At 47.5% G+C, this 25102-nt stretch carries 18 protein-coding genes; 3 read left to right on the forward strand and 15 right to left on the reverse strand.

Translation table 11 applies throughout. From position 1 onward, the window contains the following. Positions 1-59 precede the first annotated feature (59 nt). The 8 genes from L6I86_RS22145 to L6I86_RS22180 form a co-directional block, all read right to left on the reverse strand. Entirely contained in the window at positions 60-935 is an 876-nt protein-coding gene (locus tag L6I86_RS22145; protein ID WP_056623537.1) for a carbohydrate ABC transporter permease, read from the reverse strand. 13 nt (positions 936-948) lie between these two features. Then, positions 949-1914: an ABC transporter permease gene (locus L6I86_RS22150; RefSeq protein WP_236290586.1), complete on the reverse strand. Its 966-nt coding sequence runs from the start codon at positions 1912-1914 to the stop codon at positions 949-951. A gap of 214 nt (positions 1915-2128) precedes the next feature. Continuing rightward, the gene (locus tag L6I86_RS22155; protein WP_236290587.1) at positions 2129-3409 is read right to left on the reverse strand and encodes an FAD-dependent oxidoreductase; all 1281 of its coding nucleotides are present in this window, start codon (positions 3407-3409) and stop codon (positions 2129-2131) included. 21 nt (positions 3410-3430) lie between these two features. Next, positions 3431-4693: a hypothetical protein gene (locus L6I86_RS22160; RefSeq protein WP_236290589.1), complete on the reverse strand. Its 1263-nt coding sequence runs from the start codon at positions 4691-4693 to the stop codon at positions 3431-3433. A 107-nt stretch (positions 4694-4800) separates the two neighbouring features. Then, the gene (locus L6I86_RS22165; protein ID WP_236290591.1) at positions 4801-5670 is read right to left on the reverse strand and encodes an AraC family transcriptional regulator; all 870 of its coding nucleotides are present in this window, start codon (positions 5668-5670) and stop codon (positions 4801-4803) included. Positions 5671-5714: 44 nt separating this feature from the next. Then, a complete protein-coding gene (locus L6I86_RS22170) occupies positions 5715-7592 on the reverse strand; it encodes a cache domain-containing sensor histidine kinase (protein WP_236290593.1) in 1878 nt (625 codons plus the stop codon). A 17-nt stretch (positions 7593-7609) separates the two neighbouring features. Then, positions 7610-9226, reverse strand: coding sequence for a response regulator (locus L6I86_RS22175; protein ID WP_236290595.1), 1617 nt, complete (start codon positions 9224-9226; stop codon positions 7610-7612). 112 nt (positions 9227-9338) lie between these two features. Then, positions 9339-10379 (reverse strand): LacI family DNA-binding transcriptional regulator, encoded by a 1041-nt coding sequence (locus tag L6I86_RS22180; protein WP_236290597.1) that lies wholly within the window; start codon positions 10377-10379, stop codon positions 9339-9341. 235 nt (positions 10380-10614) lie between these two features. Here L6I86_RS22180 and L6I86_RS22185 point away from each other — a divergent pair, with 235 nt between their 5' ends. Together L6I86_RS22185 and L6I86_RS22190 are read left to right on the forward strand one after the other, a co-directional pair. Continuing rightward, complete coding sequence (locus L6I86_RS22185) at positions 10615-12027, forward strand: FAD-dependent oxidoreductase (protein WP_236290599.1); 1413 nt, start codon at positions 10615-10617, stop codon at positions 12025-12027. 19 nt (positions 12028-12046) lie between these two features. Continuing rightward, entirely contained in the window at positions 12047-12658 is a 612-nt protein-coding gene (locus L6I86_RS22190; protein WP_236290600.1) for an SGNH/GDSL hydrolase family protein, read from the forward strand. A 259-nt stretch (positions 12659-12917) separates the two neighbouring features. On the opposite strand, the gene L6I86_RS22195 is transcribed toward L6I86_RS22190, so the two are convergent. Then, the gene (locus tag L6I86_RS22195) at positions 12918-13592 is read right to left on the reverse strand and encodes a hypothetical protein (protein ID WP_236290602.1); all 675 of its coding nucleotides are present in this window, start codon (positions 13590-13592) and stop codon (positions 12918-12920) included. A 497-nt stretch (positions 13593-14089) separates the two neighbouring features. Continuing rightward, positions 14090-14857 carry a phytanoyl-CoA dioxygenase family protein gene (locus tag L6I86_RS22200; RefSeq protein WP_236290603.1) on the reverse strand — a complete coding sequence of 256 codons (768 nt, stop codon included), beginning with the start codon at positions 14855-14857 and terminating at the stop codon, positions 14090-14092. A gap of 142 nt (positions 14858-14999) precedes the next feature. Between L6I86_RS22200 and L6I86_RS22205 the strand changes: the two genes are divergently transcribed. Beyond that, complete coding sequence (locus tag L6I86_RS22205; protein ID WP_236290605.1) at positions 15000-15770, forward strand: helix-turn-helix domain-containing protein; 771 nt, start codon at positions 15000-15002, stop codon at positions 15768-15770. A gap of 10 nt (positions 15771-15780) precedes the next feature. Here the strand turns inward: L6I86_RS22205 and L6I86_RS22210 are convergent, their stop codons facing one another. The 5 genes from L6I86_RS22210 to L6I86_RS22230 all read right to left on the reverse strand — a co-directional run bounded on the left by L6I86_RS22210 (position 15781) and on the right by L6I86_RS22230 (position 24992). Beyond that, positions 15781-16689: a TolB family protein gene (locus L6I86_RS22210; RefSeq protein WP_236290607.1), complete on the reverse strand. Its 909-nt coding sequence runs from the start codon at positions 16687-16689 to the stop codon at positions 15781-15783. Positions 16690-16757: 68 nt separating this feature from the next. Beyond that, positions 16758-18812: a heparinase II/III domain-containing protein gene (locus L6I86_RS22215; protein WP_236290609.1), complete on the reverse strand. Its 2055-nt coding sequence runs from the start codon at positions 18810-18812 to the stop codon at positions 16758-16760. Continuing rightward, the gene (locus tag L6I86_RS22220; RefSeq protein WP_236290611.1) at positions 18809-19579 is read right to left on the reverse strand and encodes an SDR family NAD(P)-dependent oxidoreductase; all 771 of its coding nucleotides are present in this window, start codon (positions 19577-19579) and stop codon (positions 18809-18811) included. Before L6I86_RS22220 ends, L6I86_RS22215 begins: the two co-directional genes overlap by 4 nt. Before the next feature lie 40 nt (positions 19580-19619). Further along, complete coding sequence (locus tag L6I86_RS22225; protein ID WP_236290613.1) at positions 19620-20657, reverse strand: SGNH/GDSL hydrolase family protein; 1038 nt, start codon at positions 20655-20657, stop codon at positions 19620-19622. Between the two features lie 33 nt (positions 20658-20690). Beyond that, positions 20691-24992: a chondroitinase-B domain-containing protein gene (locus tag L6I86_RS22230; RefSeq protein WP_236290615.1), complete on the reverse strand. Its 4302-nt coding sequence runs from the start codon at positions 24990-24992 to the stop codon at positions 20691-20693. Between the last annotated feature and the right edge of the window lie 110 nt (positions 24993-25102).

Here is a 25102-nt window from a genome sequence, read left to right on the forward strand (position 1 = left end):
TCTTCTGTTTAATATATCATTAAACCCTTGATGCTCGCATCATAGGCGTTAATGCAGATTTACCCTTTTACAGATCCAATAAGTACACCTTTGACAAAATGCTTTTGCAAATACGGATAAACAAGCAACATCGGTATGATTGAAGCGATTACGGTCGCAGCTCGAATGCCTTCCGCTGATACGTTCATCATATCGTCAACGCTCTTATTCACAGCACTGGAGCTATCTGCATCCATGACAATATCTCGCAAGTAGAGCTGTAATGGCTTAAGACCTGCGTCATTAATGTAAAGCATGGGATGAAAATAGTCGTTCCAGAAGTAAACCGCATAGAAAAGAGCAATCGTTGCGATGACAGGCACACTTAACGGTAGAACAATTTTCCAAAGAATCGTGAAATTGCGAGCGCCATCCATTTTGGCAGACTCTTCAAGCGACTCTGGCAATGATTCATAGTAACTTTTGATAACAAGCATATTGAACACACTAATCAGTGCAGGCAGCATCAGCGACCATAAGCTATTGATTAAATGTAGTTTCTTCATCAATAAGTAATTCGGAATAATACCGCCATTAAACATCATCGTGAATATGAACAGCACCATAATAAAAGAAATTCCAGGCAAATGCCTTTTGGACAATGGATAAGCTGTTAAAGCCGTCACCAGAATCGCAATCACTGTTCCTACAACCGTAATTAGGAGCGATATCCCAATGGAATGGAGGAACTGGCTGGACGACACCACATATTTCATCGTATCTAACTGGAAGCCGACTGGGATAATACCAACTTTGCCGGAAACTACAGCTGATTCTTCACTAATGGCTTTGGATAAAATATTCGCGAGTGGCAGCAAAGTAGCTAAGCCGCACAGGAGTAAAACAAGATAAATACAAATGTCAAAAGTCCAATCACTCAGTGTTTTCTTATGCATGCTCTGCTCCCCCCTACCATATGCTTCGCTTGATCAGCTTTTTGCTAAGTTCATTACCTGCCACGATCAAGATAAACCCAACAAGAGAGTTGAACAACCCGACTGCTGTACTAAAACTATAATCTTGTTGACCGAGCCCTTGACGATAGACGAAAGTCCCGATCACATCACCTGATTGATACACGACAGAATTGTACATCGTTAATATTTGCTCCGTACCCGCCTCAAGCAAGTAACCCATACGTAAAATCAAGATCAAAACGATGGTTGGTACAATGCCTGGCAACGTAATGTGAAGCATTTGTCTAATGCGGCCTGCACCATCAATGGATGCAGCTTCATACTGTTCCTGCTCAATACCTGCAATAGCTGCGATAAAAATAATGGCGTTCCAGCCTGATTCTTTCCAACCTGCGGTGAATACGACCACGCTTCGGAAGAATTGGTTGTCCAGGAAGAAGGAAATCGGTGTCCCTCCGAACCACTCAATCACATTGTTCACTAGACCGCCTGATGGGGACAGGATATTAATAAATAACCCTGATATGATGACCCATGATAAGAAATGTGGTAGAAAGATAATTGTTTGAATCGTCTTCTTGAAAAAAGCCTTCCGAACCTCATTTAAGAAAAGTGCAATGATGATCGGTATCGGAAAAAGAAGCACAATTTTGTAAACACTGATCAGCAAGGTATTCACGAAAACCTGATAAAACTCTTCGGAATGGATCAGCTTCTCGAATTGATCCAGACCTACAAACTTACTTCCCATAAATCCATCGAAAATATTAAAGTCTTGAAATGCGATGATAATCCCATACATAGGCGCATATTTGAATATAAGCAAAAATAGTATCCCTGGGATTAATAAAAGGTATAAATCATAATTAGTGACAACCAGCTTCCAACGGCCGCTACCTTTGACCTTCGGCTTGGCGTGAGCTGTTTTTCGTTCAGCCTCTGTAAGTGTAACACTCATGAATGGCTCACCTCCGTGTTCTTATAGGTCAATTATATAGGTCGCCAAAGTGGACTTGTAGATGGTAATATTTCTGTTTCTGGTGCAATCTTATGATGTTTCGCAAAAAAAGCCGACCTCTTGACCGAAGAGGCGGCTTGTCTTATGACTTTTATAGAATTAATATTTATGCAAATAAATGGATGTTTGTTGATTGTTATCCAGTTATTACGTATTAGTGATGTGACACTTGCCCTTGCTTATAAAAGACAACATCCTGACTGCTCAGCGCGTTATGAAGCTTGTCGATCGAAACGTCTTGGACAGGGCAGGCGTCGTCTGTGGCGATGGATGCCGCGATTCCAGCCGCTTGCCCTAGTGCGTAGCAAGTTGCCTGTACCCGCATGGAGGACATCGCTACATGCGTGGCTGAAATCGACCGTCCCGCTACCAGCAGGTTATCCAGTTGCTCTGTCACCATGCATCGGTAGGGAATGTCATAGCCATCGATCTTCCGCTCATCCGTCGTTTTTTGTCCATCGGGACTATGGATATCGATCTCATAGTTAGTCTGTGCGACTACATCCGCAAAACGTGTACCGCTCACAACGTCTTGTTCCGTAAGTGTGTACAGACCTTGAATCTGGTTGGTTTCCCGGACGCCAACTTGATTCGCGATATGCGAGAGCGCGTAGGTTTCAAATCCGTTGCGCTGTAAGTAATTGACGACGGAAAACACCTGTCTCAATGCCTCTGTTTCCGCGTAATTGACATCCTCAATTTTCGCCCCATTGCCTTTGACACGCGTCATATTCACCAGCAGTGTACCGTCATTGTTTCGTTCCCAATATAAGCGGCGCCCTTGAGGTAGATCCGATATTTCATCATATCGATAGCAGCCTTCAGGCAAAATTTGCACTACTGACTTGCCTGTATTTTGCATCATAAACATCAATGTCATGGGTTGAGTCATGCCATCTTCATCTCGTCCCGACGTGTAAGGTACACCCGCATCTAGCGCAGCTCTTGCATCTCCCGTACAGTCGATGAACTGCTTGCCTTCGAAAGCTTTTAATCCCTCACGCGTCGATACGATGACAGCCTTCACGCTTCTGTCTTCCTTCACTGTGCCGATAAACTCCGCATGATAAATGACCTGTACGCCTTCCTTCTTCATTTTCTCATTTAAGTATTGTCTCAGTATGAAAGGCGAATATTGCGGTGCGATCGACACATCGTGATCTTTCGGCAAATGGTCGGCCAGTGCTTCGGCAATCATCTCCCGGTAAATACCCGTTACGTTACCAATCGGCATAAATATACTGACGTTTCCGAGCGTCCCCATACCGCCTAATTGGCCCGATTTTTCCAGCAAAGTGACTTTCTTTCCTAGTCTCGCCGCGCTTATGGCAGCCGCTGTTCCAGCTGGGCCTCCACCAATGACAACGACATCTGCGGAATCATACGTTTCGATCTGTCTCTGAAAATCATAAGTTTGGGTTTGTTGGTTGCTCATTGTCATCCTTCTTTCATTAAGTTATTGAGTGCCAGTCTCTTGCTGTTTCGCCCATGCTTGGAACAATTTCTCCCGCTCTGCCAACTCTACATCCGCAACCTGTCTTACATAATCCAGATCCTCACCGAACAATTCTGGCGTCCACTTGCGACCGAACGCGGCATGCGTCACTTCGTCTGCCCAGTCGTAATCTTGGAATCGCTCCATCAATGGGTGCTTGGCTTCGTCACGACAGAACTCGTACTCCGCAATTTTGCCAGGGCGCCGCATCGCCTTTTCCTCAAAACCAATACTTAAGAGCGCATATCGCTGTGCCGGAAGCTTCTCGATGAGTGGATCATAGCCGCCCACGTACTGACGCAACGACATCCAATCAATGCCCTCTGCCTCGAGCGCCGCTTGACCGAACAACGCGTGCCGCACTTCATCCCACAGATGCCGCGCCAAATCCTCGTAAAACTCCCATGGCATAAGCTTCTGGTCATAAATGACGCTCGCCAGATTCTCCACCGCGGACATTTCCTCTTGTCTGGCCTTCATCATTCCGATTAGTCGAATTTTCAATGGATCCTCAGGCAAGTTCGGCACGGCCGTACGTCCCATAGTAGGTGTTCCCATCTTCTTAACATCACGAATGGCTTGTTTCGGCATCTCATAAACTTTGCCGGACCGCCATCGGGCAGGGACATGTGTGGAAGTGCCCTGTTCGCCGCTAATACCCCCAGCTGCATCCAAATATCCTGTGATTCTGTTTTCGAATTCCGCCGCTAGCTCCAAGGACTCCCCTTCTTGCTGCAACGTCTCAATCATGCCTTCACCCCAAGCGATCTGTTCACGTAAATCGGAGGAAAGTGCCTTGAGCAAGCGAACCGTCGGATAATCGACGAGCTGCTGCGTATCCGTCATATGTTGCGTAACCGCTTTCAGCAAAGCCGGTTTCACTACCCTGTACACACCGACTAGCAGCTCCAGATCGCTTCGCGCATGAATCAACTCTTCAAAGAGCAAAGCAAGTGTGACGTTCGGCTGTTTTTGCAATAGCATAGGGGAGGTTCTTAGTTCCTGAATTCTTCGACGTAGGGAACCTGCCGCTTCTGCATCCTCATATAGATGCTTGCCTAGCGCAGCCTTCAAATGCCAATTCTCTCTCGCCGGGAGCTGTCCTGCTGCACAAAAGAACAATTGCTCATGGATGTACCTGTATCTACGCAGCAATTTCGAGTTCATCTCTACACTATATGTCCCTGTACCGAACGGATTGGCAATACCTGCATACGAGATCATATTGGCCTCCCTAAGCTTGAATGGATATGGTGTATGGCATCATTATAAGGCGAAATTGCAGGATTGGCTTTGTCAAAATTCTTAATAAATGTATCAAAACGTCTTTTTCATTGTTTATGTCTCCTATGGCTTGGCGGACATCCGAAGCGAAGTTTATACATTTTTGAAAAATGGTGCACACTCGAGAACCCACAGCTGTCGGCGATGTTTTGAAGCGGCATCGAGGTGCCTCGTAAAAGCTCTGTCGCATATTCGAGTCTTAGTTTAAGCAAGTATTGATGAGGCGCCATATCGAATTGGTTTCGGAATAGCATGGAAAAATAGGAACGAGACATGAAAGCTTTACGAGCCATTTCCTCTACCGAAAGCGGTTCAGATAACCGATACTGCATGTACGCGGGCACCCAGTTTAAGGAGATGGCGTTTTTATATTCAGAGCTGTCTTGGGATGTGTATTCTTTTAGTAACTCCAGAATAATGTCCGCGGCATACACATGCGCTTGAAGCCTTGCCAGTGCATGTTGACGGTTCCAGTGCTCGATAATTTGCAGAAAGACATCTGCCATCCACTCATTCCTAGAAGACTTAAACACAACAGGAACGGCAATATCAGCAAAAGTTGTTAAATCTGGTTGTAAATTAACCAATTCAGGATGAGTGCCTCGCTCCAAAGGCACAATCATAGGAAGTCGCTCGCCACCTCCAGATGGAAACAGCTCGAAGTGGAGCGCCATGACCGTCAATGGCGACTCCGATTCGAGCTGATGAACAACACCAGGCTGGATCAAACTGAACTGCCCAGGCTTCAATAGATACGTATTCGCATCAATAGTTAATTGTGCTGAACCGTCTTGTACATAAAGCAACAAATAATCCGTTATGATTCTTGCATGCGTATTCCACTGTTTAAAATGTAACAGATCCGCATATCTAATATGCGGTCTCAAATCTTGATTTAGGATGGACTCCGTAACCAATCTTATCCTTCCTTTCGACGCTCGGCACAATGAGATTGGTGGTGCTAGCTGCTTGATTCTATGATTTGCCGTTGCAATTGAAATCTTGCTGTGATCGTGGTTCCTTCCCCAAGCTGAGATTGGATGCTCAACCCGTAGGATTCACCCGAGAACAAACGAATTCGTTCATTTACGTTGTATAAGCCATAGGAGCTTCCAGAACCATCTGTTCGCATGGCTGGTCTAGGTTCTGTTAGCAAGGTCTGGGCAAAATCAGGATCCATACCAATACCATCATCGGTAACGGACAGAAGCAGATCATCCCCTTCTATAGAAGCGCGAATCGTAATTTTACCTGTTTTCCCTTTTGATTTACGTATGCCATGAAGCAGCGCATTTTCTACAATCGGCTGCAAAGTGAGCTTAGGAATGAGATACGATTCTAATGTAAGTCCTACTTTCGGGGTTTCATCCGATTCATCCTTCCCAATTAGCTCGAACACGAACTCGAAGCTTTTGGGAAAACGCGTCTGCTGAATTTCTAAGTATACTTTCGCAAGTTCCAGCTCATCTGTAACCGTTACGACATCTTTCCCTTTATTCAAGCTAAGCCTAAAATAACGAGCAAGTCCGTCAATCATTTGGCTAATATCGTGCGCTTTATGTCCAATGGCAATCCAATTAATCGTATCCAATGTATTGTAGAGGAAATGGGGATTAATCTGCGCTTGCAGAGCACGTAACTGCGCCTCACGCTCTTGCACCTTAGATCTATAGGTTTCCTCCATTAAATCTTTCACACGATGGATGAGATGATCCACACTTTTTTCTAGCAGATTAAAATCACCATCCGATGAGACAGACCTTTCTTCCAGACCAGCCACACCTTCACGTTTAATGGCTTTAATAACCGTCTGAACGCGTCGATTCATCCCTCGTACGATAAAGGCTAATAAAATGAAAACGAGGATCAGGAATAGTATCGTCACCCCTGTTAACGTAGCTACACTCGAAAATTGATTTAACGAGGCAGCCCGTGAGTTGATGCCCTTCTTCGGAACCTCAGCTACAAGCTTCCAACCTGTGGCGTCTACTGTGGTGTAAACGACATATTGTTGCGTATCATTCTCAACAATTGGCGATACACCTTCCTTATTTGCTTCAATTACCTGTAGAACCGATTTCGATTCTAACTTAGTCCCTAGTAAGGATTTATCGCTGTGAAACACAATGGAGCCATCCGGAGCAACAATAAAGACACTCTGGTCTTTGTTCAGTGATATGCCTGCGACGATATTTTCAAGCGTCTTCGCTTCTACGTCTAGGGATAAGTATCCGGATACACTGTCGAAATGATTTGGGTCTCTTAGGAGGCGAATGCCTGAGAATATGAATTTGGTATCCTCAGGATTTTCAATAAACTTTTCCTCATAAACACCAGTCCAAACGAGATGACCGCTAGCATTCTTTACTTTCTCATACCAAGGACGTGTCATGAGCGTTTCAATTGTGAAAAAATTTACTTTCTCATGAGAAAATAGCTTTTTCTCATCTACATATAGTCGAACACGAAACACATTCGTATTGGTCTGGATATTATCAATTAATAACCGCATTTCTTTTAATGCATCAATTTGTTCGCTGTAGGAGGACGAGTTATTTAAATAATCCACTAGCTTAAGATTCGTAAACAACGAATTCGACGTATCCCGCAAGTTATCGAACTGATGATCCAAATTAATTTCAGCCTGCTTCAACGTTTGAAGCATTGAGCGAGTCACTTCTTCTTCCAGAATGTGCGAGTAACGCTGGGAATAGACGTATAGAAAAATAGAAGCTGGAATAATAATCAACACCGCATAGGCGATCAGCCATAGCCTTGCTGCAAGAACACTTTTGAAAATCATCGTTATAAACGTCCAGCCTCTGTTCTTGACATGCATGATGAACCCTACTCTCTTTACATGACTTGCTCACGGAAGGAGCTCGGTGTATATCCCGTATATTTTTTGAATATTTTGCTAAAATAACTAGGATCCGAATACCCCACCGCATAGCATACTTCATAAAACTTATTGGCGGGATCCTTCAGTAGCTCTTTCGCCCGCTCCACGCGAACCTTGGTCATATATTCGTTAATCGTTTCCCCAGTTTCTTGTTTAAAAAGCAAACACAAATACGTCGTAGACAGGAATACTTCCGTCGCGATATCGCCTACTTGCAAATTCTCCGCATACCGTTTATCGATAATCGCCCGTGTTCGTTCGATCACATTTTTGGATTTACCATTTCGTTTATCCCCAATGCGTTCACATACCTCGACCAAAAACACGTCAACAAGACGATGTAAAGCACCTAACGTTTCTTGCTGAAACACTTTGGCCATGAGCTCGTTTTCTTTGCTTTCCAGATCTTGCTTCTGCACATGCAGCTCCAACAAGATTCGACTGGCTAGAAGCAGCAATTGTAGACTGATGTTACGTCCATAAGCAATTCCATTTGTCCGATTACGTGACAGGGCATTGTACATCTCGTTTAACTCTTCCTGCACTTTCAAGGTATCTGCAGACTTCAAGGATGAGACGATACGCTCCTGCTGTGAGGCATCAAACCGATACACACTCTCCTCGGCTTGTTCCAAATTGTCCATGGAAATGATCTGGTTTTTGCCTAAAAACCATCGTTGATCGGCCGCTTCCTTCGCTTGCGAATAGGATTGCGGCAGACTGGCAAGTCTGGAAATCCGTTCACCTACCCCGATCGTAACGCTGATTTTCAAATAATTATGAAGGCTTTCGCGGACTTCCTCTGCTAGGGTGAACAGCAAGCTTTCCTGATCATCTTCCTGAGCCATACGAAGAATTCCTACGAATTCGCCGATCTGATTTTCAAAAACATAGCCGCCAATCTTTCGCTCAATCAACTCTTGCACAATATTCAGAACCGAATAGGATAGCAGCTGTTGGTCTCTCTCGGACCGCGTTTGTGCAACTTCAGTGGCATCATCGATCCGAATAGCAATGACCCAATAGGCTCCCTCCATTGGCAGCTGCAAATTAAGGAAATCTATACGATCCTGCACACGTGACGGGTAAATAACACCTTCCCGGATCAATGACATAAGGAATTTCTCCTGCAGCAGGGGCATGCTCTGTATGAGCTTGACCTGCATATCTTCAATAAGCTTGCGCTCTTGCTGCTCAGCATTGAGAGAGCTTACTAACCGTTCGATAACTATCTCCAATTCGCCCAAATTGACAGGCTTAAACATATAATCAACCGCTTTAACCTTCAACGCAGATTTCAAATACTCAGCATCATCGTGACCGCTAACGAACACAATTTTGATATGAGGAAAGCGTTCACTTAACTGGTTGGACATCTGAATCCCATCCATATTGGGCATTCGCACGTCGGTTAGGACAAGATCTGGCTTTTCACGCTCGATCACCTCAAGCGCTACGTCACCATCATCTGCTTCGCCTACAACCTCAATCCCATATGCCTTCCAGTCAAAATAATTACTTAACCCGAAACGTACTGTCGGTTCATCGTCCACAATGACAAGTTTATACATCTGGTGTCGGCCTCCCTAATCGCAGTTCTCTATATTATAGCTTGGACAAAGCCATGAGACATAGGAGGATCTTATGATTTCTGGTGCGATCTTAAGGTACGACTAGGCTGGCTTAAGATGAGATCCCTGCAGTTGTAAGACCAATATGGAACTCACCTTGAATGCGAATATGTTCAAAAGGCAATGTCGGATTGGCAATCCGCCACAGCATCCGATCCGCTGCGCGATATCCCGTTTGTGAGATCGGAAGAAGCGGACGTGTAAATTCCGGCAATACTTCAGGTTGTTCATTGAGGAAACCAACTAACGAAATCTCGTCTGGAACTCGGAGCTGAAGCACCTTGCAGGTGTCATAGACCACAGGCACTTCATGATCGATGCCGCAAATGATGGCAGTTGGCTGTTGTTGTTGAATTTGATTGAGGAGTTCGTTATGCCACTCCATATTACTGTCACGTGGGCCTATGCAATGCGCGGAAGGCGAGATCGTGATGCCAGAGGCTTGCATCGCATAACCAAACGCCTGCCAACGCAGAATAGATCCTCGCTGCATAAGGATGTCACCCACATACATAATCCGCTCGTGCCCTTGACTTCGCAAATAAGCCACAGCCTGGCAAGTCGCTTCGTAGACATCCCAGATAACACTGTCAATTTTGACACCCGACGGTGGAAAACTTAAGAGAATTCGGGGAATGGGAAGCTCAAAAAGCACCGTTTCCCACTCCTGAGGCAAAATGCTCGGCGCAATGAATATACCGTCTGCATATAGGACTCCTGCTTCCTCTAGCCAAGCTGCCATCTTCTCTTGTTTTAAGCGCTGCGGCAGCATGAGCAGCTCAATGCGATGTCCGAAGGAGAAGAATCGATCTTGCAGGCCTTGCAGCAGCAAGCGGTTATATGACACGGACTCTGCTGTCTGAACAAGCAGAAAACGCAGGCGCTCATTCGGGTAAGGCGCAATGTGATCCATCCTTAAACTGCGGATCTGGTCCATCGTGTAATAGCCGAGCTTCTCGGCTGTTTGGACAATGAGTTGGCGAGTCGCCTCCGACATGCCATGCTTGCCCTTCAGCGCTTTATTCACGGTTTGCACCGTTAAGCCAAGCTCGATCGCGATTGTTTTCATTGTGACTGCTTTGCGGGTTGGCATGGGGTTGATTACACCTCCAATACATTGTTTATAACGGACAAAAGTTAAAAGACATAACTGACATGACTTATTCATGTCCACTATATCACGCTTACTTTTTGGATGAAACAAAAATTAAACTAGTTCCTTCGTTACAGCGATCTATAATGAAAACAAAGGCTTTCTGAATATGTAACGCGAAAACACTGCGGCGGTTTAGACTCGCCAATGTCCACCCACTAGGAGGAAAATTCGAATGACTAACTCATCTACTAACAACTTAACCGTAACCATACCTGCTCAAAAGTTAACTGTCAGTCACACCCCTGATGTCGTCGTTGTTGGCGGTGGTGCTACTGGTATTGCCGCTGCAATTGCGGCAGCGCGTAATGGTGCCAGCACGCTCTTAATCGAGCAAAGGGGCTACCTAGGCGGCATGGGAACTGCTGCACTTGTACCTGCATTTTGCCCATATACCGATGGAGAAAAGCCTGTTATTCGTGGTATTGGCCTCGATTTATTAGAAAAAATGAAACACGCAGCTGGTGAGGATTTCCTTAACCGTTATGAACAATTGCTGGACTGGGTTCCGATCGATGTGGAAACGCTCAAACGTGTCTATGATGCCGAAGTACTTGCCAGCGGTGCACAAGTACTATTCCATACCGTTGCTGATCAAGTGCTGCTTGATGGGGATCGCATCAGCGGGCTTGTCATTAGCAATAAATCCGGCCGGTCCGTCGTGCAAGCGAAGCTGTACATTGACGCATCCGGAGATGCGGATCTTGCAGCATTAGCTGGGGTTCCTTTTCAAGTTGGGGGCGAAAATGGTGAGCTTCAGCCGGGTACGATGTGCTATGTCGTTACGGGTGCAGATAAGAATCGTTTCAGTCAATTTCTCGCTGATATAGGACAGCATCCGCAGCTTGAAGAACTCGTGACCTTAGCCCAGCAAAATGGTGAACTGCCAGAAGGACGCAAGCGCATTTCAGGGATGGCTTGGATTTCGAATTCCGTAGTTGGCTTTAACTTCGGCCACGTCTTCAATATCGACGGAACAAAAGCAGAGGATTTAACGCGTGCCGCGATCGAAGGACGTCAGTTGATTGATACACAAATCCGATTCTTGAAGAAATATGTGCCTGGCTTTGAGCATATTTTCCTTGTCCATTCCGGCGATCAAATCGGTATTCGCGAAACCCGCCGTATCCAAGGGGACTACACCCTTGTCGTGGATGATTTCCTCTCGATGCGCACGTTCGAGGACGATATTGCCCGTAATTCCTACTTTATTGATATCCACTTGGCGAATGCCGGATCTACAATGACGATTAAGCATTTGCCAAAAGGAAAATCCCACGGCGTGCCTTATCGCTGTATGCTTCCGCAAGGCAAATCGAATCTCATCGTCGCAGGACGCTCTGTTTCGTCTGATCGTCCAGTGCAAGGTTCTCTTCGCGTAATGCCCAATTGCTTCGCTATGGGTGAAGCTGCAGGCGTTGCTGCATCGATGGCGAGCGTTAAGGATATTGGCTTCCGTGAGGTGTCCATCCCTGAATTGCAGCGCAAATTGATCGAGCAAGGTGCCTATCTGGGAGATAATCCAGGACTCGCATATGCAGATCAAGAGGTCCCTGTCGGGTCTGTTCATTATGAAGAAGAGAATTAATTGAAAGGGGATTACTACCTTGCTTAACAAATGGGCAGGAAAAACCTGGGGTACCCTCGGAGACAGCATTACCGAAGCTGGCGGCTATCAGCCGCTAGTGAAGGAAGCGCTAGGTTTCGCAAGCGTGATCAACTATGGCAAAAGTGGCTGTCCCATGACAGCTGGCGGTGATCGTGACTATGGAGCGACGACTCATGTTGGTCGGATGATCGACACTGCCTTAGATTGCGTCACCATCTTCGCTGGTGTGAATGATTTTCGTCTAGATAAGCCGGTCGGGGAGTTAGGGAGTAAGGACGTGTTTACTTTTCACGGTGCGTATGCCACGTTGATTGAGGACATTTTGACGAAAAATCCGAAATGCCGGTTGAGTTTATGGACCCCGCTGCAGCGAGATAAGGATCAATATGACATTTTCTATGTCAACGCGGCTGGTCATCGTCTCCTTGATTATGTCGAGGCTATTAAACAGATTGGCTTGCTGTACGGGCTGCCTGTGCTTAATCTGTACGCGGAAAGCGGATTAAACAAGCTGACACTGCCCCACTTCACATCGGATGGCTTGCATCCGAATGAGGCTGGTCATCGACGGATTGCTGATATGGTTGTACCGTTTTTGTTGGGATTGTAAAAAAGTATGGAAACAGCCGATCTCGGGGGTTAGATACCGGGGGTGGCTGTTTTTTTTGATTAGCCAAGTTTTGCGAAATAACTGGATTTCATCCAGCTAATTCAGCTGCTTTAGTCTGATTATTGAGAATAGATGGACAAAGTCCATCTATTCTCTGCCTATCGGGCACATCTAGTCGTTTTCACTGAAATTAGCTGTACAATTTCCATCTAATTGGAAAACTCGAAGATTTTGCGATAAATTAACTGTACGTTTTCCATTAATCTATGTGAGCAAGAAAGCCACTCCCGGCTAATGCGTACTTCACGATACGCTGCCCCTTTCCACTATAGGCAGGTGTGAGCATACCTTTCGAGCAAAGCTTCTTAAGCATCATGACCGCAGTCCGATGATCAATATCAAAATGCTGCTCCACATCCTTCGGCCGAATCGGCTCTGCACGCTGAACGGCGAGACGAAGGACTTCTTTTTCTGCCATGTGGGCGCGTAGAACTGGCGTTGCACTCGCTTGATATCTCGCCATCACCATTCGCAGCAAGGCTATACAGAGCTCCGGCCTTTGTTCAACATCATCATAAGCGAAGGAAATGACTTGATACCCCATCGCATAAAGAAACGTTTCGCGATTCAATTCATTGCAAAATTTCTGCCTGTCCAGATCACGAACATGCGAGGTATAGCCTTTTATTTCTATCAGCAGCTTCACAAAGCCTGGCAACCACGCAAAATCCGCAAAGTACGAGCGCCCACGCCAATCAAGCACCTCATATTCAGGGTGAAGATGCTCGAAGTCCCCACGTAAAGTCCACCAAATTTGTTTCGCAAAAAGCGCCTCCCCATGCCCATGTCCTCTCTCCAATCTGCCGCGCCGCTCCCCACTACGGTTGTCCAAATGCTTCCGAATAAACACGTTATGCTCTTCCACTACATTCATTTTTCTCATCTCCTTCTAAATAAACAGAAAACGCCCCGCATCCATTCAAATAGAATGGAACGGGACGTTCTTCGTCACTTAAATGTAATTATAAGGAAATTATTGATGAATGACTAGTCCTGATTATCTAGATACAGGTCAATTTAGCTGGTAGCTATTCGTGCATTTTTTAAATAACTGGATTTCCTGTAGCTAATTCAGTACCATTTGACTGATTTAGGGAAATAACTGGAAATCCTACATGTAATATCGGCAGAATCTTGGCTATCGCACTCAAACACGAGAATTAGCTGTATATTTTCCATTTAAATGGATATATTTGCGATTTTCCTGAGTATTAACTGTACTTTTTCCATCTACTGCGTGTGTGAGGTCGTGCGTATCTCGGCGTTCTTGTGGATGGCGTAACTTGTAAGTGCGTACGTGTATCTTGTACGTATAAAGAACCTACTTGTAGGGTGTAAGTGTATGCCTGTACTTGTAAATAAGTTCAACGACTACAAGAAATAATACTGACTCAAATCCTTGCCCTTCAAAGCATAGCGCTTGTAGTGCTGGTAATGCGCCTTATACAGGTCGCCATCCTTCGCTGGTGCGTACGTTAGGAATAGCTGCTTGCGGCTTTTATCCGATGTATTCGTTCCACTTTGATGCGGTGTGAAGGAGTGGAAAATAATGACGTCACCCGGCTTCGTCTCAACGATTTCACCCGTACTAGGGTCGATTTCCGCGATTTCCTGCGCGTTCATATTCCTAAGTTCCCCTGGCGTTGAGCGAAGACGCTCGTGGTACCCTGGGAACAACTCCAGCCCGCCATTCACAACGGTAGCCCCGTCAATCGCAACCATCACGCTGATAAGCCCCTCGATCGGGAAGCCTTGCCACCATGCAGCATCCTGATGCATACTGTAGCCGTTTGCCCCTGGCAGCTTGAAGATCAGTTTATCTTTAAACAGCTGCGGCTCATCCAAATATATGTCACGAAGCGGCGTTAGAATCCGCTCATCCTTCACTAAATCCGCGAACACCGCAGAAATATCATGAACCGGGTCCAATCGTTCAATTTTCACTTCACCGTTTGCATACCCTTTGTGCCCTGCTCGAACATTATTCGGTGCTGTGTACGCCTCTAGCGTGAGGAGCTTGTCGCATTCCGCTTGAAGCACGATGGCTTCTTGCTCGCTGAACACATTTCGCAGCACAAGATAGCCTTTCTCGTTATAACTTTGGATCTGTTCTGTGGTAAGAATGTTGATTTTTTTCATGGTGTAATCTCCTTTGTTTGTTGCTTGTATTTGCTTCCATGACTTAATAGTACTCCGAGTTATTTACATTGCACATGCACTGGTTTATGATATTTCATATACTTTTTTGCAAATGACACTTCACTTAGAAAGGTGAATTGCGATGCCACCTATCCAAATGATTCGATACTATTGCAGCGGAATTAGGGATAGCTTTATGATGGAAGAAGATATGTATAAAGACTGGGTCCTGCTTGCCCCCCAATCCGGTGGATTCTCTTACAACTTAAGCACCAATGCAGAAGGAGATTTCCAAGATGTATCGGTTGGTGAGCTTGTCATTTGTCCGCCAGGCACATTATTAAAGCGTAAAGTAACCTCACCTCTCTCCTTTATTTTCATAGAATTCAGTTCAGAGCGCACGTATTCCCATGGCAAAATTATAATCCGAGATATTCAGCGTTTAACGTCCACCTTCACTTATTTGCGACAGCTATCCGATGAGCCTTCCGATAAAAATGGAGCCTACGCAAACCACTTAATCACGGATCTTCTGTTCCAAATTGAGAAAGAACAAGACCATATCCCGTCCTACCAGCAGGACAAAACAGACCCGATTACCTACCGAGCTCTTGCTTATATTGAGCAGCATGCGTTCGGAGCTCACTTTCAATTGCAAGACCTTGCGAAGGAGCTAGGCCTCAGCGCTTCGCAGTTAACCAGACGTTTTCAGCAGGTGTACAAGCTTTCGCCCATTGCTTACGCCACCACACTTCGGCTTCAAAAGGCACGCGCCTTACTCGTCGACACCGATCTAACGCTAGAGGACATCGCTGAGCAGTGCGGGTATCAGAACGCTTTTTATATGAGCCGCATGTTTAAAAGTAAAATAAAAATAAGCCCCTCGACGTATCGAAGGACCTACCGTTTCTAAAAAGCTCTACCTACTTCTTCAATTTATAGCTGACAAACGCTAATTTCTGGCTATCGGGTGACCACGAGTTGACGTTAATTGTCCCTTGTCCGCCAAACAGCGAAACTAAGGTCCGAGAAGGGCCTCCCGTACTCGCCATTAATCGAATTTCAACCTCTTTATTCGGGGGATGCGCATTAGGCTCGACATCTCCTTCACGATAAACAATATAAGCAACCGTATTCCCATCTGGGGATACGTGAGGAAACCAATTGTTACTCTGCTCATCTGTCATTTGCGTCTGCTCACTGCCGTCCACGTTCATTCGCCATACCTGCATCAAGCCGGATCGTGTGGAATTGAACCAGATATGCTGACCATCTGGCGAATATTCAGGACCATCATCAAGTCCAGGGACATCTGTCAGCTGTCGCTCCACACCACCCTGAACGGGAATCGTATAAATATTGTAAACACCATTCCGCTCTGCACAATAGGATAATTCACGGCCATCCGGAGACCACCCATGCAGATAGCTTGGGGCCATTGCTGTAATCAATGTAGGCTGACCACCAGCTAACGGAAGCACATAAATGCGTGACTGCCCGTCTTCTTCCGTATGATGACTAACCGCAATCTGCGAATTATCCGGGGACAGCACATGATCATTATTACACCAATTCGCATAGCCAGAATCGATGACTTTGCTTTCACCTGCAACCATTTCGTAAGCGTAGAGCAAGCCTCTCCGGTTGTAAATGAGACGCTCACCATTACTCGTCCAGTTCGGCGCCTCAATTAGATCATCGAATTCAGCCAATACGTGACGTTCCCCTGTGCCCACATCCACAATTTCAAGAGTACTAATGACATGCCGTTCTTCCCGCTTGCGAGGCTCCTGCAACGTATTCATGGGCTCCACCGTCCTTTGTAATCCCATCATACTTACTCCTCAGAAGGACTGTCAAATCCCACCAAGATGATGCCTTCCCTAGCAAAAAAGAGCCGCTAAACAATCAGCAGCCCTTTTTCTGGTAAAAGTTGAACGGTCGTCGTGCGACCATCTGCGGTAATACCAATGTGATCCTTTGCGATAAGTCCTAGCATCGCCCCCGCTCCAATCCGATACACATGGATGAAGCTAGCCTGTTTACTAGATTGGCGATGCAGCAACGCAGTCAGTGGTACGCTAGAGTCGATGGAATGGCCTGGCGTTCGAACCGTCAGCAGCTCTTGGTCAGGTAGCATCAATGCCGTTTGATGGATCTGGACACCGTGCATAAGTACATACTTCATGCTAACATTCGATGCTTCAGGGAAAAAGCGCCCCACGATAGGCAAGTCTGGCAAGTTTGGTTGGATGTGAATAGGTGGATACTGGACTTTATCTGCAAAAGAGAGCTCCTTCAGCTCCTCCGACAACGGATCGACCATAGGATGCATCCACCACTCGATGGACTGAAGATCCTCGCTCAAGAGCGTGACTTCAAACCAATCCAACAGCCAGTCGCTTGTTAAAAGGAGATGACGATTCAGTCTGCAGCCTTCGTAGGCTGCGTCACTTTGCAGCCACGCGTAGGTGCTTGCTTCTGTTTGCTCAAAGTGCATACACAGCCCCGTATGCTCAGCTTGCGATTTACCGCCTAGTGAAACCGTGTTATGACTGGCGGTCTCACCAAACCACGGACGCAGCGTGGATCCATACGGAACTACGCCGAAATCTGGCGTAAGTGTCTGATCCTTATGCATCAACGTCAGGTGCAGCTTATCTAGGTGCCCGTGAGCACCACCGTGTTCGCCAAAATCCACAAGAAAAGACAACGGGTTATCCACTTGTCTCCCGACAACAAAACCAGATGCTGGCCAAAGCTTTGAACCGCGCGACTTCGTAAGAGCCTCGGAGGGAATCGCTATGGATGCCGTAGCGCCATACAGCAGCGCTTCAAGCCCGCAGCGCGAGCCGTCCGCGGAGCCCATCTGCCGATACGCCTCGCGCAGAATCGGCTCGAGTCCTTCCACCGCATAGTGGCTCAGCCCCAGCTCGACTACCTCCGCGATTTCGCGGGCGTATGGCAGCCGCTCCATCGGACCATCGTGCAGCGCTGGCAGCACGCCTTGATCATCGGCGAGCTCCACTAGCGCCTCCACCATGCCGCGCATGGACTGGCCTAGCGAGCCCTCGCACGCGTAGAGATCTCTATCGCATCGCTTCGCCATCTCAGCGAAGATCATATACGCTCGCAGCACGAAAACATGATAATACGTGCTGCCTTCGAACTCCAACTGATCGGGCTTCACACCGATCGACAAATGATGCCGGAAGCCGCCCTCGGCTTCCACTAAAGCTTCAAGCTCATGCCGCTCCCCCCGGGCGGCATACACACAAGCGAGCGATGCGTTCAGCCAAGCGGTATAATTGTTCTCCGCATTGTTCCGCTCGTGGATCAAAATCCCACGATACGCGCGCATGCTCTGTTCCAGCAGATGAAGGAACGTATCTACCTTGTGCTGCTCATCTGAGCTAAAGACTACCCCTTCATCCAACAGCAGGACATACGCGCGAATCAGCGTCGTAGACCATATGGACTCCGTCAGAGCTTGATGAAATGCGCGCCCTTTCAGCATCCAAGGCTGCGCATCTGGATGCACAGGATAGAGCGGAAACTGCGCCGCATACGCCACGATCAGCTGTTTGCTCAGCTCGGCATAGGCGTAGTCGCGCAGTCCCGCATAAACCGCAGCTGCTTGCAGCGCTATTCGCGCGAGCAGCTGGTGCTTATACACCAGCCAGGCGCCTCGGTACTCGGCGCCTTCCACCATACAGCCGTGCGGACAATGAAACTGCATCGCATCGGCTACGGAAGGATCGAACAGCAGCTCCGTGTGGTGCTGCGGACACACATACTGGTGCCACCAACCGCCTGGCTCCAGTGGTATGATCATGCTGCCGCTAGCCTGCAGCCCATCAATCTCTTTCTTCAGCGAGTTCGCTACCTCACTCGCCCAAGCTAAGCGCTGCACCTTTGCGCGCATTGACTCCTTCACCTTAACGGCATCGCTCATCGCATCATCATCCCGCCGTTAACCTCAATCGTCTCTCCTGTCAGGTAGCTAGCAAGCTCCGATGCCAAATACAGAACTGCCCCAGCCACATCCTCTGGTGTGCCTTCGCGCCCAAGCGGAATGCCGCCGATGGTAGCCTGACGCGCTGCGTCACTCGTGAAAGTTGCGTGGAACATCGTGTTGCCGATAAAGCCAGGTGACACGTTATTTACAGTGATGCCGCTTACCGCTACTTCCTTCGCCAGCCCCTTCGAGTAGGCCATCACAGCAGCTTTGCTAGCCGCATAAATGCTAGAACCAGGCCCACCGCCGTTGTAGGCAGCAACCGATGACATATTAATTATGCGGCCGGCGCCTTTGGCTTTCATGCCGGGCAGCACTCTTTTGCACATAAACACCGTGCTTTTCAAATTCACATTCATGATGCGCTCATACATATCCTCGGTCATCTCTGCGTTCGGCACTCGCTGCACTAAATGGCCTGCGTTATTCACCAGAATATCGATGGAGCCGCCAAAAGCCTGCTCAACCTCGTTTACTAGCCGATCAATTTGATTGGGATCCGTCACATCTGCTTGCACAAGAATGGCCTCCCCACCAGCCGCACGAATGGCCGCCACCGTTTCTTCTCCCTGAGCTATGTTAGATAGACAATTCACGCCAACCTTTGCCCCATTTGCAGCCAAAGCCTGAGCAATCGCCCGTCCAATCCCCGCGTTCGATCCTGTAACAAGTGCAATATTTCCAGTAAGATTTAAACCATTCATACGATTTCTTCCTCCTATTAAATACCCTTTTATATGTTGATCAACCTTGTGCAGCCCGCAACTTATCCACAGAAGGTCGTAAAAACCCAGCCAATTGCTCCCCCATCCGACTATGTCCATAATCCGAGGGATGAATCAAATCACTTGTCAAAGAGGTGAAATCAATCATGATCTGCGCCCCATCTAAAAGGGTCAAATTCGCATGCTGACGACTCTCAACGTACCGTTTTAACACATCATTAAATTGCTTTTCAGCCACGCTAAACGGATGTGCCGTATCATGAAAATACGTTGCCCGATTCGAATAGATCGTTGTCACAAGAATCGGTTTCGTAGGGTGATTGCGGATGATCCCATCCAATAAATAAGTCGCGCGATGCTGAAATTCCTCGGTGCTCACGGTTCCCCTCATATTGACGCCCAGTTCCAGATAGGCCAAATCCCAATCTCCCCGCTCCGCCAAATGATCAGCCAACTCCGGCTCACAATAGCAAGACCCGCTGAGACCTAAATTCAACACATCGATCCCAAGGCGGCGAGCCGTCTGCTGGACATAACCGTTATAATGACTCAAGGCGCCAGCCCCTTGTGTAATCGACGAACCATAGGCAAGCATGGTCAATTGCGGTACTTCCTGACGCTCAGGAGGCCTAATCGCAAAGCCATAAGCATCTATGTCATAAAAAATCACTGTAAACCGGTCGCAATAGATACGCCAAACGTTGGAAGAGAACGCGACATTATCCAGTAACTCCGAAGGTACCTCAGCAAATCTTTCTGGTGCTTCCAATTGTAAAGTCGTGACGACACCTGCCTTCAAGTCATACGCAGCATGGAACAAATCGCCTTTGAAAACGAGCACGTGTCCATTCTTTTCTTGCGCAGCAATCATCACTCTGATGTTCGTAGCCTCTGTCACAAATCGTATCTCACAGCCGCTAGATTCGGCAGCTTTGGTTCGGCCTTTGTCGGTTAGCGATTCACGAACCTGCTTGGGAAAACGCTGTAGCCTAAGACCAGGTAGATACATACTTGTTTCCAACTCCGCTGTATTATGAAACGCCACATTGTCCAGCATCGCTTCTCTCCACGCTTTCTCTCTATGTTTGAATTACGGGGTAATCGTTGTAAAAATAAGGGTTGGTGCCTTGTTACTATCCGTATATTCTCTGGTATATACGGTAGCTGGATTATCGTCCGACACCATCGTTAACCGGAAGCTAAGTGTGCCGTCACTTTGGGTTTGGACATACTTCGTCACGTCAAATGTCACGTAGCTGCCAGCAGTTACTGGTATATCTCCTGCATCTACATCAGTAAATGCTCTTGCTGGCTGGTTCGCCGCTGTAATGAGCGTTGGATCCCAGCTATCCGAGGCAATCCCATGGAGCAGGAGATCGGCTCCGGCCTGTGCACTTGCGACATACAATCGCAGATGAACTGTATCAATGGCACCTGTTAAGGTCGGCATAGCTACTTTCATGTAACCGGCCTGCTTCCCGCCATCTGTTTGAATGAGCATCGTTGTTGTTGTACTGTAATTCGTATTTGCATTGGTCGATGTAACGCTGTCCACATACGTATCTGCATCCACAACCTTCGTTGTTTGTGAAGGTGTTTGTACCGTGATGGTCAAGGCGGAAGACGTGAATCCGTTATACGATGCCGATACGGTGGCACTTCCTAATCCAACGCCGGTAATGCCGCCACTGCTCGATATCGACACAACACTTGCCAGACTACTTGTAAAAACAGAACCTGCAGCAGTTGCGTCTTCCGTTGATGAATCTGCGAAATGAGCCGTTACCAGAAGCTGCTTCACTCCACCGCCGAGTGCAATACTAGCAGGTACACCTGAGATTGTAATGCCTGTCATAGCTGGTGTAGTCGCAGTGATGGTATTACTTACAGTTGTGCGGTTCGCTTGATCTATCGCTTCAACTTTAAACGTATACGAAGTGCCTGGCAGAAGCTCAGTTGCGGTATACGAGGTTGCATTCGCAAAAGTAGTATCGTACAGAACGTCGTTTCGATAAATACGATAACCAACAATATTCGTATCATCATTGGCCGCTGGCCAGTTCAACGTTACTTGACGTGGAGTCACGACTCCAAGCGATAACGGTGTGCCTGAGCTCCAGCTTGGTGCTGTAAGATCTGTCAGTAGATCAGAGGTATACTCATCTGCTCCGACATCCGGAACACCCGCTCTTGCTTCGTGCTCTACATCTTCCGTCACGAAGGACAGTGCGCCGCCACTGCCATAATTGCCAACCGAGCTGTTGATCGTCGGGCTGTTAGCTGCAAGCTTTTTATACGGAATCGATCTGAGTCTGCTATACTCACTTGAGGTCCAAAGCCATGCATAATCGGTCTGACTCAAATTCAGCACCGCTTCTTTCATCATCGGATAAGCAACTTTCACTTCCGACTCCGCTAATGCTGCCGAATTCCCCGTAATAAGCGGCACACCATGCTGTGGGAACATGATATTGCCAGACCAGCTCAAGCCTGGGATTGACGTCATGATTTTAATAAGTTCTTGCTGACCACCAACCACCACATTATTGGCAAAAGTTATATTCTGAGGAGCCATGCCGTAGCGCACAAATCCCAGCTCGATCCCGCTTTTGTTGTCCACAAGTGTGTTGTTTGCGATCATAACATTCTTGGCAATGTAGTGATTATTGCTCGGGATCGGCTGTGTCAAATTATCGTTATCGCCCGTTGTAAGGGCAATCGTCGCATCCCATTCCGTCCCTGTCAGCCCTTGAAAATAATTGTTATACACCTTGTGATTCTGGCCGTATACCCGTACACCGCCTGTACCTAACGTTCGGCTATCTGGGTTTGTCGGAAGCACTTCACGACCATTTCCAATGAACATGTTGCCATAGACACTAGAACCGTTCCCCGATCTAAGGGACACTTCGCCCAAAGATTCGATGAAATAGTTGTAGCGAATAACATTGCCGCCGCTTTTGACAGAGACATATTCAGGGTCACTATCGACATGATCGAAAATGTTGTACTGAATCGTCGCATACGCATTCAAATGCACCAGATCCGTCACACCGAGGCGGATGCCTTCGGATTCATTTTCCTGACGAGGCAGCGTATTTCGGAAAATATTGTACTCCACCACATCGTACTGGGTAATTTCGTACGTACCCGCTACAGTGTCTCGGTTGCCGTCGAAGAGTATAAACTTGCCGCGATCCTTTTTATTCTCCATCAAATTGTGGTCCACTTGGTTGTGATGTGAATTCCAACCATCGATGTACACCCAGCTGGATTTGGTTGCATCCGTCGCTGAGCTTGGTGAGTGAAAATAATTGTTCGTGATCCGCATATGGTTACAACCTGTAATTCGAATCCAGTTCGACGCTGTGCTGTCCATGACGAACGTCATATCTTGGATGGTGATGTAAGAGCTGTCTGTGAATTTAATCGGACCTGCGTTGAAAACAGCCATCCCTTTGTTCTTCGCTTTGATCACGATCGGGCTGCTGGCATCGCCATGTTTGCCTGTGATGCTGAAGGAAGCATAATTCCCATTCTCCAGCTCAATCACAGCACCTGGGTTCGCCGCATTAATGGCTTGCGTAAGCTGGGTTGAGTTGCTTACGGAGACAGGCGAGTTCGCAATGGTTTGCGGTACCGCTGATATAGCTGGCGTGCTATTCGAACCTTCGCCCGCTGTATTCACAGCACTAACGACGAAATAATAAGTATGACCAATCGTTAAGCCAGTCACCGTATAATTCGTTGTGGAGATCGGTGAGCTGTTCACAGTAGTGAAAGGCCCGCTCCCACTGGACGCCATCTTCACGTTGTAGCCAGTTGCTGTAGCCGAAGCTGTCCATGCGACGTTCACGGCACCTGTGCTAGGTAGGGACGTCGTTACGTTCGTTGGGGCACTTGGTACTGTCGGAGATGATGTTGAACCACTTGTTGCCGTTGCTGTTACATCGTCAAATGCCGTCGCACCCGCATAACTGTAAAGACCAACTTGACCTGATGTATAAGGTGTCGTGTCTGTTCCTGAAAGGATAAGCGTGCTGCCGTAAAAGCCTTCGAGCTTCAAGCTGCCATCCGTGTTCTGAGTTGATTGGAGCTTCATCGGTAAGTAGCCGAGACTGTCGAAGGAGGTGCTCAGCGTCGTGTTCGTGATGGAGACACCGCTAGCATTCGGCGTTCCTGCCGTTTGCGGCACGCTGATCTTCGAGCTGCCTGTCACCTTTTCCAAATAAAACTGATAACTGGTTGAGTTTTTCTTCATCGTAAAACGGTAATACGTCGCCGTTGCGCCGCTGCCCGAGTATCTGGCGACGAGTCCGGCATACGTACTGTTTGCACCGGTCACTTTTAGCTTACCTGTTAGCGTGAGGTCACCCGTCTGGATTGCAGGGGTCGTTGCTCCCCACTGGTCATTCGTTAGAACATACGTGACACCTGTTGTGGTGTCTGTTTGTTTGAGGAAGTGATTGAGTCCGACTGAGGCGGCCTCTTCCCCCATCTGCCAGCTTGTGCTTCCGCCGACGACGATCTTCCAAGGCTGCGCAATGGTGGAAGCGCTACCAACTGGTGACGTGTATCCGCTTGTGGCATTGCCATAGCTTTCAAAGTCTTCTTTGGCCGTTTTGAGTTCCACTTGAATATCGTCAAAAGCTGTCGCGCCCGCATAACTGTACACGCCGACTTGACCGGATGTGTATGGGGTCGTGTCTGTTCCCGAGAGGATGAGTGTGCTGCCATAGTAACCTTGGAGCGTTAGGCTGTCATCCGTGTTTTGGATCACTTGCAGCTTTACAGGCAAGTAGCCGAGACTATCGAATGAGGTGCTCAGCGTCGTGTTCGTGACGGAAACGCCGCTAGCATTCGGAGTGCCTGCCGTTTGGGGCACGCTGATCTTCGTGTTGCCAGTTACTTTTTCAAGATAAAACTGATAGCTGGATGAGTTCTTCTTCATCGTAAAACGGTAATACGTAGCCGTCGTTCCGCTGCCTGAGTATCTGGCAACGAGTCCAGCATACGTGCTGTTGGCGCCAGTCACCTTGAGTTTACCTGATAAAGTGATCTCACTGTTCGTGATGCCTGGTGTCGCTGCGCTCCATTGGTCATTCGTTACTACATACGTGACTCCTGTGGTTGCATCTGTCTGCTTGAGAAAATGATTCTGTGTTGCTCCACCGGATGCGGCTTCCTCGTCCATGGACCAATTCGTACTGCCGCCGACGACAGCTTTCCATGGCTGGGTGCTGGTCGAAGTGCTCCCAACGGGTGAGGTATAGCCGGTTGTTGCGTTGCCGTAGTTTTCGAAGTCCTCCGATAGCGGCAATCCTGCTGCCGAGGCTGCAGGTGTAGGGATGATGGCCAGACACAGGGATAACAGCAATAGTACAGATAACATGCCACTCAAAAGCTTCCGTTTCCTAACCATCATGTCATTCATAAATATAAATTCACCATCCTTTATATGGAACTAAGACTCATTATAGATAGGTGTGACGCTGAAACATA

The sequence above is a fragment of the Paenibacillus allorhizoplanae genome (genome assembly GCF_927798215.1).
In the GTDB taxonomy this organism is placed as follows: Bacteria; Bacillota; Bacilli; order Paenibacillales; family NBRC-103111; genus Paenibacillus_E; species Paenibacillus_E allorhizoplanae.

Bases quoted from the DNA above. Each gene is read 5' to 3' on its own strand.
- L6I86_RS22145 (WP_056623537.1), bottom strand. From the start codon at position 935: ATGCATAAGAAAACACTGAGTGATTGGACTTTTGACATTTGTATTTAT.
- L6I86_RS22150 (WP_236290586.1), bottom strand. From the start codon at position 1,914: ATGAGTGTTACACTTACAGAGGCTGAACGAAAAACAGCTCACGCCAAG.
- L6I86_RS22155 (WP_236290587.1), bottom strand. From the start codon at position 3,409: ATGAGCAACCAACAAACCCAAACTTATGATTTTCAGAGACAGATCGAA.
- L6I86_RS22160 (WP_236290589.1), bottom strand. From the start codon at position 4,693: ATGATCTCGTATGCAGGTATTGCCAATCCGTTCGGTACAGGGACATAT.
- L6I86_RS22170 (WP_236290593.1), bottom strand. From the start codon at position 7,592: ATGCATGTCAAGAACAGAGGCTGGACGTTTATAACGATGATTTTCAAA.
- L6I86_RS22175 (WP_236290595.1), bottom strand. From the start codon at position 9,226: ATGTATAAACTTGTCATTGTGGACGATGAACCGACAGTACGTTTCGGG.
- L6I86_RS22180 (WP_236290597.1), bottom strand. From the start codon at position 10,379: ATGCCAACCCGCAAAGCAGTCACAATGAAAACAATCGCGATCGAGCTT.
- L6I86_RS22185 (WP_236290599.1), top strand. From the start codon at position 10,615: ATGACTAACTCATCTACTAACAACTTAACCGTAACCATACCTGCTCAA.
- L6I86_RS22195 (WP_236290602.1), bottom strand. From the start codon at position 13,592: ATGAATGTAGTGGAAGAGCATAACGTGTTTATTCGGAAGCATTTGGAC.
- L6I86_RS22200 (WP_236290603.1), bottom strand. From the start codon at position 14,857: ATGAAAAAAATCAACATTCTTACCACAGAACAGATCCAAAGTTATAAC.
- L6I86_RS22205 (WP_236290605.1), top strand. From the start codon at position 15,000: ATGCCACCTATCCAAATGATTCGATACTATTGCAGCGGAATTAGGGAT.
- L6I86_RS22210 (WP_236290607.1), bottom strand. From the start codon at position 16,689: ATGGGATTACAAAGGACGGTGGAGCCCATGAATACGTTGCAGGAGCCT.
- L6I86_RS22215 (WP_236290609.1), bottom strand. From the start codon at position 18,812: ATGAGCGATGCCGTTAAGGTGAAGGAGTCAATGCGCGCAAAGGTGCAG.
- L6I86_RS22220 (WP_236290611.1), bottom strand. From the start codon at position 19,579: ATGAATGGTTTAAATCTTACTGGAAATATTGCACTTGTTACAGGATCG.
- L6I86_RS22225 (WP_236290613.1), bottom strand. From the start codon at position 20,657: ATGCTGGACAATGTGGCGTTTCATAATACAGCGGAGTTGGAAACAAGT.
- L6I86_RS22230 (WP_236290615.1), bottom strand. From the start codon at position 24,992: ATGTTATCTGTACTATTGCTGTTATCCCTGTGTCTGGCCATCATCCCT.